Source organism: Nakamurella sp. PAMC28650 (assembly GCF_014303395.1).
In the GTDB taxonomy this organism is placed as follows: Bacteria; Actinomycetota; Actinomycetes; order Mycobacteriales; family Nakamurellaceae; genus Nakamurella.
In genome coordinates, this window is sequence record NZ_CP060298.1 from 4221729 (window position 1) to 4235384 (window position 13656).

Genomic DNA, 13656 nt, shown 5'->3' on the forward strand with positions numbered 1-13656 from the left:
GGACCGGAACGGGTTGATCCTCATGCTGGCAGGACGTCTCGATGTGCGCACCCGCGAATTCGCCGTCGAAGAGGTGCCGACGCCGGTACCCGGTCCCGGGGAGGTCCGGATCAAGGTCGGTGCCGCCGGCGTCTGCCTGTCCGACGTGCATCTGATCGACGGTCCGCTGCGGCCCCTCTACCTGCCGGGTGACGTCGTGACCCTGGGCCACGAGGTCGCCGGAACGGTCGACCTGATCGGCGACGGCGTGACCGGATGGGCTCCGGGACGACGAGTTCTGCTGCAGGCGGGTGAACTGCGCGGCGAGACCGTGTACACCCGCGGGGTCGACTACGACGGTGGCTGGGCCGAGTACGCGCTGGCCCGGGCGGACACCCTGGTCGCCATCGGCGACGACCTCCCCTTCGAACAGGCCTGTTTCATCCCCGACGCCGTGTCCACCCCGTGGGCCGCCATCACCGCCACCGCGGCGGTGCTGCCGGCCCGCAGCGTCGGCGTCTGGGGCGCCGGTGGTCTCGGAGCCCACGCGATCGCGTTGCTGCGTCTGATCGGGGCCGCCCCGATCATCGCGGTCGACCCACTGCCGACGGCCCGCGAACGTGCCCTCGAGTTCGGTGCGGATCTTGCCCTCGATCCCGCGGATCCCATGCTGGGACAGCAGATCTCGCAGGCCACCGGGGGTACCGGGTTGAGCTATGCCTTCGACTTCGCCGGGGTCGAGGCGGTCCGCGAACAGGCGATCCGGACCTTGGGCAGGCTGGGCAAACTGACCCTCGTCGGACTGACCGACAAACCCGTGGTGATCACCGACGGGACCCGGTTCAGCTACCTGCAGCAGCAGATCCTCGGCCACTACGGTTCCGAGCCGGCACACGTCGCCCAGCTGGTGGACCTCGTCGAGGCCGGCCGGGTGGAGTTCTCCCGGTCCGTCAGCGAGGTGCTGCCGCTGGCTCAGGCCGCCACCGCGGTGGACCATCTACGGCACAAGGTCGGCAACCCGATCCGGATCGTGCTCACCCCCTGAGCGTGGTGCTCAGCGATCCGGTCAGCGATCCGCAGTGCTGAACTGGTCCGCGCGACGCCGCAGATGACGACGATCCGGCCCGATCCGCCTCCGGGGCCGGGGTGTCGGTGCGGTTCGGTCGGCCCGGTAGAACAGCCTTTTGCCAGCCTCGATGAGCAACAGGTACGCCACGACCATACCCAGCAGCGCGGCGAAGAATCCGGCCGGTAGTGGTGTGAAGCCCAGCGCACCGGCCAGCGGGCTGGCGGGCAGCAGCGCGCCGACCAGCACCACCCCGAGGGCGGCCAGCGTCAGCGGCAGGCTGGGGTGGCTGCGGAAGAACGGAATCCGGCGGGTGCGGATCGCGAAGATCACCAGGGTCTGGGTGGCCAACGACTCCACGAACCAACCTGTGCGGAACTGCTCGGGGCCGGAATGGAAGACCCAGAGCATCACGCCGAAGGTGAGGAAGTCGAAGACCGAGCTCAACGGCCCGAAGTAGATCATGAACCGGCGGATGAAGGCGATGTCCCAGTGCGACGGTCGCCGCAACTGCTCCTCGTCGACGTTGTCGGTCGGGATGGCCAGCTGACTGGTGTCGTAGAGGAGGTTGTTCAGCAGGATCTGCGACGGCAGCATCGGGAGGAAACTGAGGAAGATCGAGGCCCCTGCCGCCGAGAACATGTTCCCGAAGTTGCTGGAGGAACCCATCAGCACGTACTTGAGGGTGTTCGCGAAGATCCGTCGACCTTCCACCACACCGTCGGCCAGCACGTCGAGATCCTTCTCGAGCAGGATGACATCCGCGGCGTCCTTGGCCACGTCGGTGGCAGAGTCGACGGAGATGCCGACGTCGGCCGCATGCAGGGCCAGCGCATCGTTCACGCCGTCACCCAGGAACGCGACTCCTCCGCCGCTGCGGCGCTGGACACGGACAATTCTGGCCTTGTGCTCCGGACTGACCCTGGCGAACACCGTGGTGCCGGGAATGGCCAGCGCGAGTTCGTCGTCGTCGAGTGCATCGAGCTCGACACCGGTCAGGACACCGACGCCGACACCGCCGGCGGGGAGGCTGTCGCCGAGGCCGAGATCCTGACACACCTTCACGGCGACCGCCTGGTTGTCGCCGGTGACCACCTTGACCGCCACCGCCAGGCCGGCCAGCCGCTGCAGCGCGGCAGCCGCATCAGGTTTGGGTGGATCACGAAAGACCAGGAGGCCCAACAGATCCAGACCGTTCTCGTCGTCCGCCGTCAGACTCGTCCAGTGGGCCCGGTTGTCCGCCGACCGGGTCTTCGTCGCCACGGCCACCACCCGGTTGCCCGCGGCGAATTCAGCGGCCAAGGAGGCCCGAATGGCCGGTGTCACGGACCGGCACCGCTCCAGCACCTTCTCCGGCGCACCCTTGGTGATCATCACCGGCGTGCCGTCGGCGTCGGCGACCAGCACCGAGACCATCTGCCGCACATGGTCGAACGGCAGGACCGCCGTCGTGGTGCAGCCCGCGAGCGCCGTCCGTTCGCCCACCGCCGCCGGGGAATCCCACAGCGCCTGGTCCAGCGGGTTGCCGCCGACCGCTCTGCCTTCGTGCACCAGGTTCTCCGTGCACAGCAGTCCCCGTCGGATCACCTCTGCGTTGCTCCGGCCCGGTGCCGGGACGCTCCGCATGTAGTCGAGCCGCCCCAGCGTCAGGGTGCCGGTCTTGTCGGTGAACAGCACATCGATGTCGCCGAGATCCTCGATGCAGACCAATCTCTTGACCAGCACCTTCCGTTTGGCCATCCTGGCCGAACCGGCGGCCAGACTGCTGGAGACCACCGCAGGCAGGAGCTGCGGGGTGATGCCGACGGCGATGGCCAACGAGAACAGCAGCGCATCCATGATCGGCTTGTGCAGGGCGACGTTGATGACGAAGATCGAGGTGGTCAACCCGCCGGCGACGTACACCAGCAGGAGCGAGAATTTTCGAAGCCCGGCCTGGAAAACGGTCTCGAGCTGGTGTGTGCTCAGTCCGGCGGCGATCTTGCCGAATTCCGTGAGTGCGCCGGTGGCCACCACCGCGCCCCTCGCGCTGCCGGCCTGCACCACGCTGCCCATCAGTGCACACCCGGTGAGATCCGCCAGCGGTGTGCCCACCGGCGACTCCCCGACGACCTTCTCCACCGGGAGCGACTCGCCCGTCATCACCGCTTCGTCGCAGGCCAGGCCGGCCACGGTCAGCAGTCGGAGATCGGCCGGGACGATGTCGCCCAGCTGCAACTCGATGACGTCGCCCGGGACGAGGGTGGTGACGTCCACCCGGACCGGGACGCCGCCGCGGATGCAGACCGTCTGGTGATGGATCCGGGAATGCAATGCCTCGGCGGCCTTCTCGGCCCGGTACTCGTTGCCGAAGCCAAGACCGACCGTGAGCCCGACGATCACGCCGATGATCAGGGCGTCGCTTCGTTCACCGACGAAGTACGACGCGATGGCTGCCACCAGCAACAGGGCCAACAGCGGGGAACGCAGCTGGTGCCAGAGCACCGGCCACCACCGCGCGCGATGGGAGGACACCGCGTTGGCACCGTAGCGGGCCAGCCTGCGGCCCGCCTCGGCCCCGGTGAGCCCGCTCCCGGCACTGGTTCCCAGGCGTTGGAGCAACTCGGATTCGGGCATCGTGGACGCTTTCACCAGTCCGGTCGATGCGTCTGGATCGATCCTCGGCAGCACCACGGCCGTCATCCGGGCGCACCCACAGTTCTCATCACATCGTGATCCCACCCGCCGGGAGCGGCGATCGCCAGAACCGAACGGTCCCCCACCATCGGGACCTTCGCCCCTGTGAGTGCGTCGGCGGGTGGGCGAACATGAAATCACCGGCCGTGCTGACCGGCATCTGCGAGGAGTCCACCCATGACCTTCACTTCGTCCGCGCCGACCGGTTCCGACGAGCAGCTCAAGAACGCCATCGAAGAAGAACTGGAGTGGCTGCCGGGCCTGAACAGCACCCACATCGGGGTCGCCGTCGACACCGGCACCGTCACGCTATCGGGCCATGTGGACAGCTATCCGGAGAAATTACTGGCTGCCCAGGCCGCATTCGGCGTGCGCGGTGTCAAGGCCATGGCCCAGGAGATCACCGTGCGCAGCCTCTTCGCGGCCGAGACCGACGAGGACATCGCAGTGGAGGCGGGCCAGTCGCTGGAACGATCTGTGGACATCCCGGACACCGTTCAGGTCAGCGTCACCGGCCACCGGATCACCCTGACCGGCGAGGTCCAGTGGATCTTCCAGAGCGAGGCGGCGGGGCGCGCGATGCATCACATCAAGGGCGCCACCGACGTTCTCAACCAGATCAGGATCCGGCACGACGTGGTGGCCTCCGGGGTGAAGGAGGCGATCGTGCAGGCACTGCTGCGCAACGCCGAACTCGAGGGCAAGCACATCCAGGTCAGCACCAGCGGTGATGGCGTCATGACCCTGTCCGGCACCGTCCGCTCCTGGGCCGAACGCGACCAGGCCGAAAAGGTGTGCTGGTCCGCCCCGGGCGTGGTGGCCGTCATCAACGGCCTCGAGATCACCTAGACACCAACCATTCCCATCGACGCGGGCCGACCGGCCCGTGGACACACCCGCCAGACCCCGAACCCGAAGGACAACATCATGAGCCCATACGAAAACCGCCTCGCCCTGGTCGAGGAAGCCCTCAAGGCAGAGAACGTCCATCCCGCGAAGGGCAGGACGCTCGCCGAAGCGGCCGTCACCGTGCTCGCCGCCATCGACGAGATCAAGGAGAACGTGCGGTGAAGGTATTCCTGACCGTGGTCGTCATCGTCCTCGTCGTCATCCTGCTACTGCTCGCGATGGCCCTGAAAGTGGTGAAGCAGTACGAGCAGGGGGTGCTGTTCCGTCTCGGCCGGGTGCTCGGCGTCCGGGCCCCCGGCCTGCGCGTCATCATTCCGCTGGTCGACGTCCTGCACCGAGTGTCGCTTCGCATCGTGACGATGCCCATCCAGTCGCAGGGCATCATCACCCGCGACAACGTCAGCGTCGACGTGTCGGCGGTCGCCTACTTCCGGGTCGTCGACGCAGTCAAATCGGTGGTCGCGATCGAGAACGTGTACTCCGCAATCGATCAGATCGCCCAGACGACCCTGCGCAAGGTGGTCGGTCAGCACACCCTGGACCAGACGCTCTCCGAAACGGACAAGATCAACATCGACATCCGGGAAATTCTGGACGTCACCACCGTCGACTGGGGCGTGCAGGTCACCCTGGTGGAGCTGAAGGACATCCAGCTGCCGGACACCATGAAAAGGGCCATGGCACGCCAGGCCGAGGCCGAGCGGGAGAAGCGCGCGAAGATCATCAACGCAGAGGGTGAATCGATGGCCGCTGCGGCGCTCGGCGATGCCTCCGACATCATGATGGCCCACCCGCTGGCCCTGCAGCTGCGCAACCTCCAGTCCCTGGTGGAGATCGGGGTCGACAAGAACACCACGGTGGTGTTCCCGGCGCCGTTGATGACCACGATCGCCGAGCTGGGTTCTTTCCTGGCCCGGGAAGCGGCGGCCGCGACGCCGCTGGTGGGGCCACCGCCGAAGTCGCTGCTCGACATCGCCGTCAGGCCAGAGCATGTGGCCGCTCCCAACGGCGTCTCCGCCGGCGTCTGAGTTCACGAGGCGCAGTCAGGTGGGCAGGGGTCGATCCGTCGCACCGGTGCTGCTCGTGACGCCCGGCTGTCAGGGCCGGCCGGGCCTGCTCGAGGTGCGGCGGGTTCAAGTGCCAGGAACGGCAGGCGGCACGATGACGATCACGCAGAGGGCACGACGCAGGCTTGCCTGGCTCACCGAGCCGAACAGTCGGTGGTGATGCCGCCGACCGAGCACCAACATCGCGGCGCCGACTGCGGCACGGCTCAGTTCGACATCGGCGACACCCTCACGGACCTCGGTGCAGATCCGGGCCGGCGGCTTTTCCTGCAGGTCGCGTTCACGCTGGACGACTTCGACCATCTCGGCGAGACGATCCCTCACGTAGCCGTCCGCCGGGCCCTGATCAGGGCGGAAATCGGGATCCCCCCAGGCGCTGGAGCTACGCCACACGTGGAGGGCCAGCACCTCACCGCCACGTAGGACCGCCTCGTCGGCGGCAAGGCGGAGCGCCTGCAACGAACCTGGGTCCTCGTCGATACCGACGACGATGCGCAGACCCTGCGTCGTGCGGGTGGACGTCCACGTCTGCGGAGCAGAACCCGATGTGCTCATCAACCCATCGTGACGACCCGAAGCGCCGGTCGACAGGGTCGAGCGGCCCCACCGTTCGGGACCTTGGCCCGCCCGGCCATCAGCGTGAACCAGAACCCCGACCCCGCCCCGGACGGCGCGGGCCCGATGGGCGGTTCAGAATGGGACCGTGATCGCAATCGTGGGCGTCCTGTTGCTGGTGTGGCTTGTCGTTGCGGTACTGGGGTTCGTCCTCAAAGGAGTGCTGTGGCTTGCGATCCTGGGACTGATCCTGTTCGTGGTGACCGCGGCCTACGGCTGGGTCAAGCGCAAGGCTTCCGCGCGCTGATCCGGTCCTGGTCCGGAGCCTCGACGACCGATTTGCCTACGCTGACACCTCCCAGTCGGGCCACCGTGATTCGGTGATCTGTCCGCCGGTCACCGTGGCGGTCAGACGGACCGGGCCGGACGGCCGGACGTACAGGTCGTAGGTACCTTCCGCGATCTCGTAGACCAGTGAGTAGATCGTCGTGCCCATGGGGGTCGGACGCGCCACGACCGCCACATGAGGCGGCGCTCCGTGGGCGTGGGAGTGATCGCTCCCCCCATGAGAGTGCGCCGCGTCATGGGTATGCGGATGGTCATGGCTATGCGGATGATCGTGATCATCGTGCTGGGGAGGGTCCGTCACGGCTGCAGGATCGACCGCGGGCCTGCTGTCGGTCCCGGTCGGGATGATCTCCACCTCGAGATCCACCATGTGGGAGGGCATCTCGACGATCAGAGCGCCGATGTCCCCGCCGATGTCCAGCACCACGGCTCCCTGACCGGCATGCGGGTTCTCCTGGCTGACCATTGGCTCTCCTCGGTGGTGTGATGAACGCGGAAGCGTGACGCGGTGGGCATGCAGCGGGGCCCCGGCCAAGATTGCGCCGGGGCCCCGCTGTTTCACAAGCCGATCGCGAAGGCTACTTCGCCTGCGACAGGGTGACGGACGGCGTCCCGGGGGACGAGTCGTACCCGTTGGCCGGAACCGCGACGTACGGGAACGCCGTCGGCAACGGCAGGTTGGTGTTGGACGACCCGTCCCGGATCGCGTCACCGGCGAGGATTCCGTCGGGCTTGTAGGCCGGGTACGTCAACGGGAGCGTGAGACCGGCGATGGCGCGCAGCTCGATGGTCGTCACGTCGTCGATGACGCGGCGGCCGTTGGGGAAGCCGGCGTTGTCGCCGTACAGCACACCGAGCGGGTTGGCCTTGGCCGCAGGCGTCGGCGGCACGGCCAGGTTCAGACGGAGCAGATCCGCCTGCACCGAACCCGTGTACGTGGTGAACGCCTTCAGGACCGATCCCGGGATGCCGGTCATCAGAATCGCGTTCAGGTCGGTCCTCGGCTGCCCGCTCGCGTTGAACTTGGCCAGGTTCGGGAATGCTCCCGGGTACAGCACCGGCAACAAGCCGGCCAGCTCCGAGGTGTTCACGTACTTCGTGAACGCAGAGTCGGCCGACGGCGGAAGGGAGTTCCACTTGTCCTTGACCGACATCGGGTTGATGACCTCGTTGAACAGCGGATTGGCCAGGCGCGACACCTGAACGGCGTCACCGAACGGCTTGTAGGTTCCGGTGGTCGAGTCGAACAGCCGACCGCGCGAGCGGTAGGTCGACGACCAGACGCCGATCACCGAGTTGCTGGACAGTGGATTGGTGGGCTTGACCCCCCCGATGGCCAGCTCGGCGATGGGCACCTGCAGGGCGATGGTGTGGACGTTGAGGCCCTGCAGACCGTCCAGGCCGGTCAGCGTCGGAAGCTTGATCAGGTGGGCCTGGTTCAGCGGGCGGAGGCCGGCCAGGTCGAAGACGCTCCCGAGGTCCACGAAGAACGGATCGGAACGTTGACCCGCGAACACCTTTCGCCCCGTGCCCAATGCCTGGACCGAAGCAGCGCCGTAAGCCGCCTGGTAGTTGGGCGTGCTGCGCTCGCCGACGTTGCACGGCGGAACCAGCAGCTTGGTGCCCAGCACCGTCGAGGTGAACGCCCCGTTGCTCGGGTTCCGGACCACCTTGGTGACCGAGAAGGTCTGGGGACGGTTCCAGTTGGTGCTGCTGATGCTGGTGATCGGTCCCACGTTGTAGAGGAATGTATTGGGGTTCCGGATCGTGGTGGTGAAACGGAACTGGAAGCTGATGTCCGCCAGCGCCGTGCCCTGGTTCGCCACGTTGATGGTGTAGACGACATCGTCGGCGAACTCGCTGAAGTTCGGCCCGCCGTAGGGGATTTCGAAGGGGTTGAAGTTCGCGATCAGATTGACCTTGGTCGGATCGGTCTGGTCGACGAAGGCATAGACATCAGTGTTGTCGGCGGTGGGATCCTTGGAGATTTCCGGTGCCTCGCGGTGTGAAGACATTCCTGGCCTTTCCAGTCAGAGCAAAGCGGAGGGTGGAGGCGAAGCTTGAGGTCAGACCTTGCTGTTGGAGTGCAATGCGTGTGCCAGCTTCGCAACCAACTGGTGGTCGGTGACGGTGACTTCGTGTCCTTCGACCATGACCGACACCTCCCCGGTACTGACGTCACGGATGTACGCGACCATCGACCCCTTCGCGGCGGCCGGCAGCGAGACTGCGGGGGTGGCGGCCGGAGCTGCGGCCGAGGCGGCCACGGCGGTGGCTGCGGGGATCAGGGCCACGGCGCCGGCGGCGGCCGCACCGACCCCGGCGGTCTTGATGAAAGTCCTGCGATCCGAGTCGTTCATTTTTCCTCCTGGTGAGCTGTGGGGGCGAAGCACATCGATCGATGGCGCGATCAACGAGTGGTGGTGACCGAGACAGCCACCGAAGAGGTCGTCCTGCTGAGCTGCCTGACCTTCGCCAGCGCGTCGGCCAGCCGTGCGGCCGCGGAGACGCTCGTCTTGGCGGTGGTACCGGCGAAGGGTGTCGCCGCCGGCAGGTTGAAGACGAAGCCGGTGATGTCGACGACGTAGTTGACGTTGCCGTAGGAACCGTTGTAGATCGAGATCGTGCCGTCGGGGTTGACCGGGACGATCACCGCGCCGGCCGAATCCTGGTTCGCCTGGAAGTTGTTGCTGGAGACCGAGGGCAGCTGGGTCGTGCCGTCCCAGGTGGTGAGGAAACCGTAGGTCTGCGGCTCCGCAGCGGTCACGTTGACGACCACTGCCTTGAACGCGCTGAAGACCGGATCAGAGGTGAAGAGCCCGATCCTGCTGATGGTCAGGGCCCCGGCTGGACGGCGACCGGCCTCCCGGCTGTCGAATGCGCGGTACGGCGTGGTGGGCACGAAGGTGCCATCGGTGGCCGGTGACCCGCCGACGAAATACCCGCTGATGTCGGCGATCAGAGCGGTCGTTCCGAGCGTTCCGTTGAACAGGGAAATGGTGCCGTCGGGTCCGATCGGGACCAGGGCGAGGTTGGCCCTGGTCTTGTGCGGCAGGTAGTTGACGGTGGAGGTCGCCGGCTTCGGCGAGCCCGCGTAGGCGGTGACGTAGCCGCGTGCGGTGGCGCCCTCGGCGGTCACGTTCATCACGACCGAGGATGCGTCGACCGGGACGCCGTTGACCCCGGCGACCTTGAGGACCGTGAGCGAATTCGGGCCCGCGGGCCGCTTGGGAGCACCCAGACCGATGCGGGTGTCCAGGAACCGCCGGGGAGCCATCGGCACGAGGGAGCCGGAGACCGCGGTGTTGGTACCACCGGTGTAGAAGCCGCTGATGTCGGCGAGCACGTCGATTGTTCCGAGACTGCCGTTGTAGATGGACACCCGGCCACCCGTCCCGACCGGTGTGATCACCATGTTGGGAACGTTCTCACCGATCTGGAAGTTGAGGTTGGACGCCAGCGGGAGAGGTCTGCCGGCGCCGTAGACCGTCAGGTAGCCCAGGGTCTTCGGGTTCACGGCCGTGACGGTGAGCGCGACGGCCCCCACCGGGGTGGTCAGACCGGGGGTGGGCTGGAACGTCAGGGTCCCGTGGGCGGCGAGGACGGCCTTGGTCGTGCCGATCCCGTAACGCGTGTCGAGCACGCGTAAGGGATGCACGGTGTTGAACGAACCCGGGGTCGTGAGGTCGGCGTGCGCCACGGGCACGCTGACGATCGAGACGGAGACGGCCATTGCGGTAGCCGTCAATGCGGTCAGGACTGATCTGATCTTCACGCAGTTCCCTCTTCCGGAGGTGCAGAACGTTGGTGGGTCGTGATCGTGTGCGGCAGTACGTCCAGAGCCGAAAAGAGAAACCGCCACCGGCGGTCGGCAGCGGTCTGGGCCCCTGTGCCGTGTGAGATTCGGCTCGGTCGGAGACCTGGATTGGGATTTGGTGAAACCCATGCGAGGTTCACTCCCATGGACCGCATCGTGCGGTGAAAGGGTTGCGGATCACCCGATGCCGTCACCTCTGGACCTCGAAATTAGCCCGAAAGTGGTCATGAGTTGGTCAACTTTCCTTCGACAGCACGGCCGGATGACAGCGGAAGAAGGCTGTGCCGCAGCGCGTTTCGATTCCTGCCATTCCGGGAACACCTCGTCGCCCCCAGGGAGTCCCGCTCCCTGGCGGGATCCGCCTGGTCGGCCGAGGATGACGGGATGGAACGCACCGAGTTGGCCGACTTCCTCCGCCGTCGCCGGGAGGCCCTGCAACCCGGGGACGTCGGGTTGACGAAGGGCCCCCGGCGCCGGACGGCGGGTTTGCGGCGGGAGGAAGTGGCAGCCCTGTCCGGGATGTCGACCGACACCTACAGTCGCCTGGAACAGCAGCGGGGCGCCCGGCCGTCCGAGCAGATGCTCGGTGCGCTGGCCAGAGGTCTCCGGCTGAGCCTCGACGAACGCGACCACCTCTTCCGGATGGCCGGCCACTCGGCGCCGGCACGCCTGGGGCGATCAGGCCATGTGGGCCCGGCCCTGATGCGGGTTCTCGACCGCCTGCACGACACGCCAGCCATGGTGATCGACGAATTGGGCGAAACACTGGTGCAGAATCCCATGGCCGTCGCTCTTCTCGGGAGACAGACGGGCTTCAGCGGTCTCGATCGCATCGCGGTGTACCGCTGGTTCACCGATCCGTCCGAACGGAGCAAGTACCCGGACCGGGACCACGGGGACCAGAGCCGCCTCCAGGTCGCCCAACTCCGCGCCGCAGTCAGTCGGGCGGGTGCATCGTCGCGGGCGGGCGCGGTGGTCCGCGCACTCCTGGCCGCCAGCCCGGAATTCGTCGGGCACTGGGCCCGGCACGAGGTCGCGGTGAAGGCGACCCAGCACAAGACCCTGGTCCACCCCGAACTCGGCGAGATCCAGTTGCACTGCCAACTACTGGTCGACGAGAACGACGCCCAGACGCTGGTGATCTTCACCGCCGTGCCCGGCAGCGTCGACGACGGCAAGTTGGCCCTGCTCTCGGTGATCGGGACCCAGAGCCTGGGAGCAGAGGACAGCACACCGGACGCGCGGCGCGACTGAGACCCTCGGGCGGGGCTGCGGATCAAAACTCCATCCAGGGAGCCCCACTCCCTGGATCAACTCTCCTCTCCCCTGCGCCGGGTGTCCTTGGCACAGTGGTCACCAGGGGGCCAGTCAGGCCCCCGGGACGCAAGGAGCACCAGGAACGATGAAGACCACGGGCAACACCATTCTGATCACCGGGGGCACCTCGGGCATCGGCCACGGGCTGGCCCGGAGGTTTCACGCCGCGGGCAACAAGGTGATCGTGGCAGGACGACGTCAGGAACTGCTGGACGAGATCGTCGCTGCCAACGACGGCATCGATTCCGTCCTGCTGGACGTCGCAGATCCGGAGTCCATCGCCGCGGTCCGGCGGACCGTGACGAGCCGATACCCGGATCTGAACGTGCTGATCAACATGGCCGGCATCATGCAGCCCGAGAACCTGCAGGAATCGTCCTTCCTGGCCACCTCCGAGGCAACCATCACCACGAACCTGCTCGGACCCCTCCGGATGCTGAGCGCCTTCATCCCGTTCCTGGTCGCGCAGCAGGACGCGGTGATCATGAACGTCTCGTCGGGGCTGGCCTTCGTCCCCCTGCCCATGACCCCGACCTACAACGCCACCAAGGCCGCCATCCACTCGTTCACCGAGAGCCTGCGGGTCCAGTTGTCCGGCACCTCCGTCCAGGTGCTGGAACTCATCCCGCCGGCCGTGCAGACCACCCTGCTCGGCCAGCAGGACGACGACAACGCCATGCCACTGGCCGAGTACCTGACCGAGGTGATGCACATCCTGGACACCCAGCCGGAAGCAACCCAGATCTGCGTGGAACGGGTCAGGATGTTGCGCTTCGCCGAGGTCGACGGCAACTACGACCGCATGCTGATGATGCTCAGCGGCCATTGAGACGATGCTCGGCGGCCCGTGATCCGGCCGGTGGCGCCGGTTCCCGGCATCAGCCTGCTGCCGAGGTGCCGGTGGCCTGGGTGACGACCCCGATCACCTGCGAGCAGGCATCCTGGATGCGATTTCCGAGGTACTGACCCGGTACACCGACGCGGCTCCTCCGGGCGTTGAAGGACGTGCCCGCATAGAACACCGGCACCCTGATCCGGTGGACGGCACAGATGGATTCGACCGCCTGCCGACGACCCGTGGCCAGTTGCGAGACCAGTACGACCGCCGCGGCACCGGTCGCCCGGGTTGCCGTCACGACGGTGGCGGTCGGCGTGTGGGCTCCCAGGATGCGGCAGGACCATCCTCTCTCCCGCAGAAGGGCCGCCATGGCTTCCAGGCCGATGGTGTGCAGGTCGCTCGGCCCGCAGGCCAGGAGAATCGGACGCGGTTGCGCCGGCGCCGGCGCCGGCGCGAAGGCCATGCACCTGTCCAGCCAGGCGCGGACGGATGCGGTGGTGGTGCGTTCCTGTCCCACATCACAATGCCCGATCTCCCACCAGAGACCCACCTGGCGCATCGCCGGCAAGAGCACGTCGTCCACGCAGTTCGCGAGGCCGAGCGTGCCGACTGCATCATCCAGTGCCCGCCGGATGCCGTGTGCATCAGGATGTTCCGATGCCTCCAGCAGGTCGTGGATGATGACGCCGGCATCTCCGCCGATCCGCAGGAGCCGGTGCACCTTTGCGGCCGCTGGACCGGCCTGCTCGCCGCGGGCCACCGCATCCCTCATCAACCTGATCGCGTGGACCTGCACCGGTAGATATCGGCGGTGCCGCCCGCGGTCGTGACTCATGGCCGGCAAGCCGTAGCGCTGCTCCCAGGACCGCAGCGTCGGCAGCGGCACACCGAGGATGCTGGACACGTCGGCGATGGCCACGCCGCGGTTGTCCGCCGCATCGGGGCCCCGGACATTCCCACGGTCCGGCGGCACCGACCGGTCCGACCACGTGGCCATGAAACCCTCCGCACTCGGCACTGCCGCCTCGGTACAGCCGATGTCATCGCGGCCTCGACCACCATTTTTACGGTGTAAGGCTCGCTG

General features: G+C 67.1%; 14 protein-coding genes. 7 read left to right on the plus strand and 7 right to left on the minus strand.

Translation table 11 applies throughout. The features are described 5' to 3' along the window. Window positions 1-13: 13 nt before the first annotated feature. The gene (locus H7F38_RS19110; RefSeq protein ID WP_187091304.1) at window positions 14-1024 is read left to right on the plus strand and encodes a zinc-binding dehydrogenase; all 1011 of its coding nucleotides are present in this window, start codon (window positions 14-16) and stop codon (window positions 1022-1024) included. Window positions 1025-1045: 21 nt separating this feature from the next. Here H7F38_RS19110 and mgtA read toward each other — a convergent pair whose 3' ends face one another. After that, entirely contained in the window at window positions 1046-3727 is a 2682-nt protein-coding gene (gene mgtA, locus H7F38_RS19115) for a magnesium-translocating P-type ATPase (RefSeq protein ID WP_187091305.1), read from the minus strand. A 171-nt stretch (window positions 3728-3898) separates the two neighbouring features. Between mgtA and H7F38_RS19120 the strand changes: the two genes are divergently transcribed. From H7F38_RS19120 to H7F38_RS19130, 3 genes are all read left to right on the plus strand, one after another. After that, on the plus strand, window positions 3899-4570 hold the full coding sequence (locus H7F38_RS19120) for a BON domain-containing protein (protein WP_187091306.1): 672 nt from the start codon (window positions 3899-3901) through the stop codon (window positions 4568-4570). A 78-nt stretch (window positions 4571-4648) separates the two neighbouring features. Continuing rightward, window positions 4649-4792, plus strand: a complete 144-nt coding sequence (locus H7F38_RS19125) for a DUF6307 family protein (RefSeq protein WP_187091307.1) — start codon at window positions 4649-4651, stop codon at window positions 4790-4792. A 56-nt stretch (window positions 4793-4848) separates the two neighbouring features. Continuing rightward, complete coding sequence (locus H7F38_RS19130) at window positions 4849-5658, plus strand: slipin family protein (protein ID WP_187094828.1); 810 nt, start codon at window positions 4849-4851, stop codon at window positions 5656-5658. A gap of 105 nt (window positions 5659-5763) precedes the next feature. On the opposite strand, the gene H7F38_RS19135 is transcribed toward H7F38_RS19130, so the two are convergent. Further along, entirely contained in the window at window positions 5764-6252 is a 489-nt protein-coding gene (locus H7F38_RS19135; protein ID WP_187091308.1) for a universal stress protein, read from the minus strand. A gap of 148 nt (window positions 6253-6400) precedes the next feature. Between H7F38_RS19135 and H7F38_RS19140 the strand changes: the two genes are divergently transcribed. Continuing rightward, window positions 6401-6559, plus strand: coding sequence for a hypothetical protein (locus H7F38_RS19140; protein WP_187094994.1), 159 nt, complete (start codon window positions 6401-6403; stop codon window positions 6557-6559). A gap of 36 nt (window positions 6560-6595) precedes the next feature. Here H7F38_RS19140 and H7F38_RS19145 read toward each other — a convergent pair whose 3' ends face one another. The 4 genes from H7F38_RS19145 to H7F38_RS19160 all read right to left on the minus strand — a co-directional run bounded on the left by H7F38_RS19145 (window position 6596) and on the right by H7F38_RS19160 (window position 10375). Further along, complete coding sequence (locus tag H7F38_RS19145) at window positions 6596-7066, minus strand: hypothetical protein (RefSeq protein ID WP_187091309.1); 471 nt, start codon at window positions 7064-7066, stop codon at window positions 6596-6598. 112 nt (window positions 7067-7178) lie between these two features. Further along, window positions 7179-8615: a DUF4331 domain-containing protein gene (locus tag H7F38_RS19150; protein WP_187091310.1), complete on the minus strand. Its 1437-nt coding sequence runs from the start codon at window positions 8613-8615 to the stop codon at window positions 7179-7181. Window positions 8616-8666: 51 nt separating this feature from the next. Further along, the gene (locus H7F38_RS19155) at window positions 8667-8960 is read right to left on the minus strand and encodes a twin-arginine translocation signal domain-containing protein (RefSeq protein WP_187091311.1); all 294 of its coding nucleotides are present in this window, start codon (window positions 8958-8960) and stop codon (window positions 8667-8669) included. Window positions 8961-9010: 50 nt separating this feature from the next. Next, window positions 9011-10375 (minus strand): hypothetical protein, encoded by a 1365-nt coding sequence (locus tag H7F38_RS19160; protein ID WP_187091312.1) that lies wholly within the window; start codon window positions 10373-10375, stop codon window positions 9011-9013. A 426-nt stretch (window positions 10376-10801) separates the two neighbouring features. On the opposite strand from H7F38_RS19160, the gene H7F38_RS19165 reads away from it, so the two are divergent. Both H7F38_RS19165 and H7F38_RS19170 read left to right on the plus strand, forming a co-directional pair. Continuing rightward, window positions 10802-11671, plus strand: a complete 870-nt coding sequence (locus H7F38_RS19165; RefSeq protein ID WP_187091313.1) for a helix-turn-helix transcriptional regulator — start codon at window positions 10802-10804, stop codon at window positions 11669-11671. Window positions 11672-11819: 148 nt separating this feature from the next. Further along, entirely contained in the window at window positions 11820-12563 is a 744-nt protein-coding gene (locus tag H7F38_RS19170) for an SDR family oxidoreductase (protein WP_187091314.1), read from the plus strand. A gap of 49 nt (window positions 12564-12612) precedes the next feature. On the opposite strand, the gene H7F38_RS19175 is transcribed toward H7F38_RS19170, so the two are convergent. Next, complete coding sequence (locus tag H7F38_RS19175; RefSeq protein ID WP_187091315.1) at window positions 12613-13569, minus strand: cobalamin-dependent protein; 957 nt, start codon at window positions 13567-13569, stop codon at window positions 12613-12615. Window positions 13570-13656: the final 87 nt, after the last annotated feature.

Coding starts and splice junctions, on each gene's coding strand:
- H7F38_RS19130 (WP_187094828.1), top strand. CDS start 4,849: ATGGCCCTGAAAGTGGTGAAGCAGTACGAGCAGGGGGTGCTGTTCCGT.
- H7F38_RS19145 (WP_187091309.1), bottom strand. CDS start 7,066: ATGGTCAGCCAGGAGAACCCGCATGCCGGTCAGGGAGCCGTGGTGCTG.
- H7F38_RS19150 (WP_187091310.1), bottom strand. CDS start 8,615: ATGTCTTCACACCGCGAGGCACCGGAAATCTCCAAGGATCCCACCGCC.
- H7F38_RS19155 (WP_187091311.1), bottom strand. CDS start 8,960: ATGAACGACTCGGATCGCAGGACTTTCATCAAGACCGCCGGGGTCGGT.
- mgtA (WP_187091305.1), bottom strand. CDS start 3,727: ATGACGGCCGTGGTGCTGCCGAGGATCGATCCAGACGCATCGACCGGA.
- H7F38_RS19120 (WP_187091306.1), top strand. CDS start 3,899: ATGACCTTCACTTCGTCCGCGCCGACCGGTTCCGACGAGCAGCTCAAG.
- H7F38_RS19135 (WP_187091308.1), bottom strand. CDS start 6,252: ATGAGCACATCGGGTTCTGCTCCGCAGACGTGGACGTCCACCCGCACG.
- H7F38_RS19165 (WP_187091313.1), top strand. CDS start 10,802: ATGGAACGCACCGAGTTGGCCGACTTCCTCCGCCGTCGCCGGGAGGCC.
- H7F38_RS19125 (WP_187091307.1), top strand. CDS start 4,649: ATGAGCCCATACGAAAACCGCCTCGCCCTGGTCGAGGAAGCCCTCAAG.
- H7F38_RS19170 (WP_187091314.1), top strand. CDS start 11,820: ATGAAGACCACGGGCAACACCATTCTGATCACCGGGGGCACCTCGGGC.
- H7F38_RS19175 (WP_187091315.1), bottom strand. CDS start 13,569: ATGGCCACGTGGTCGGACCGGTCGGTGCCGCCGGACCGTGGGAATGTC.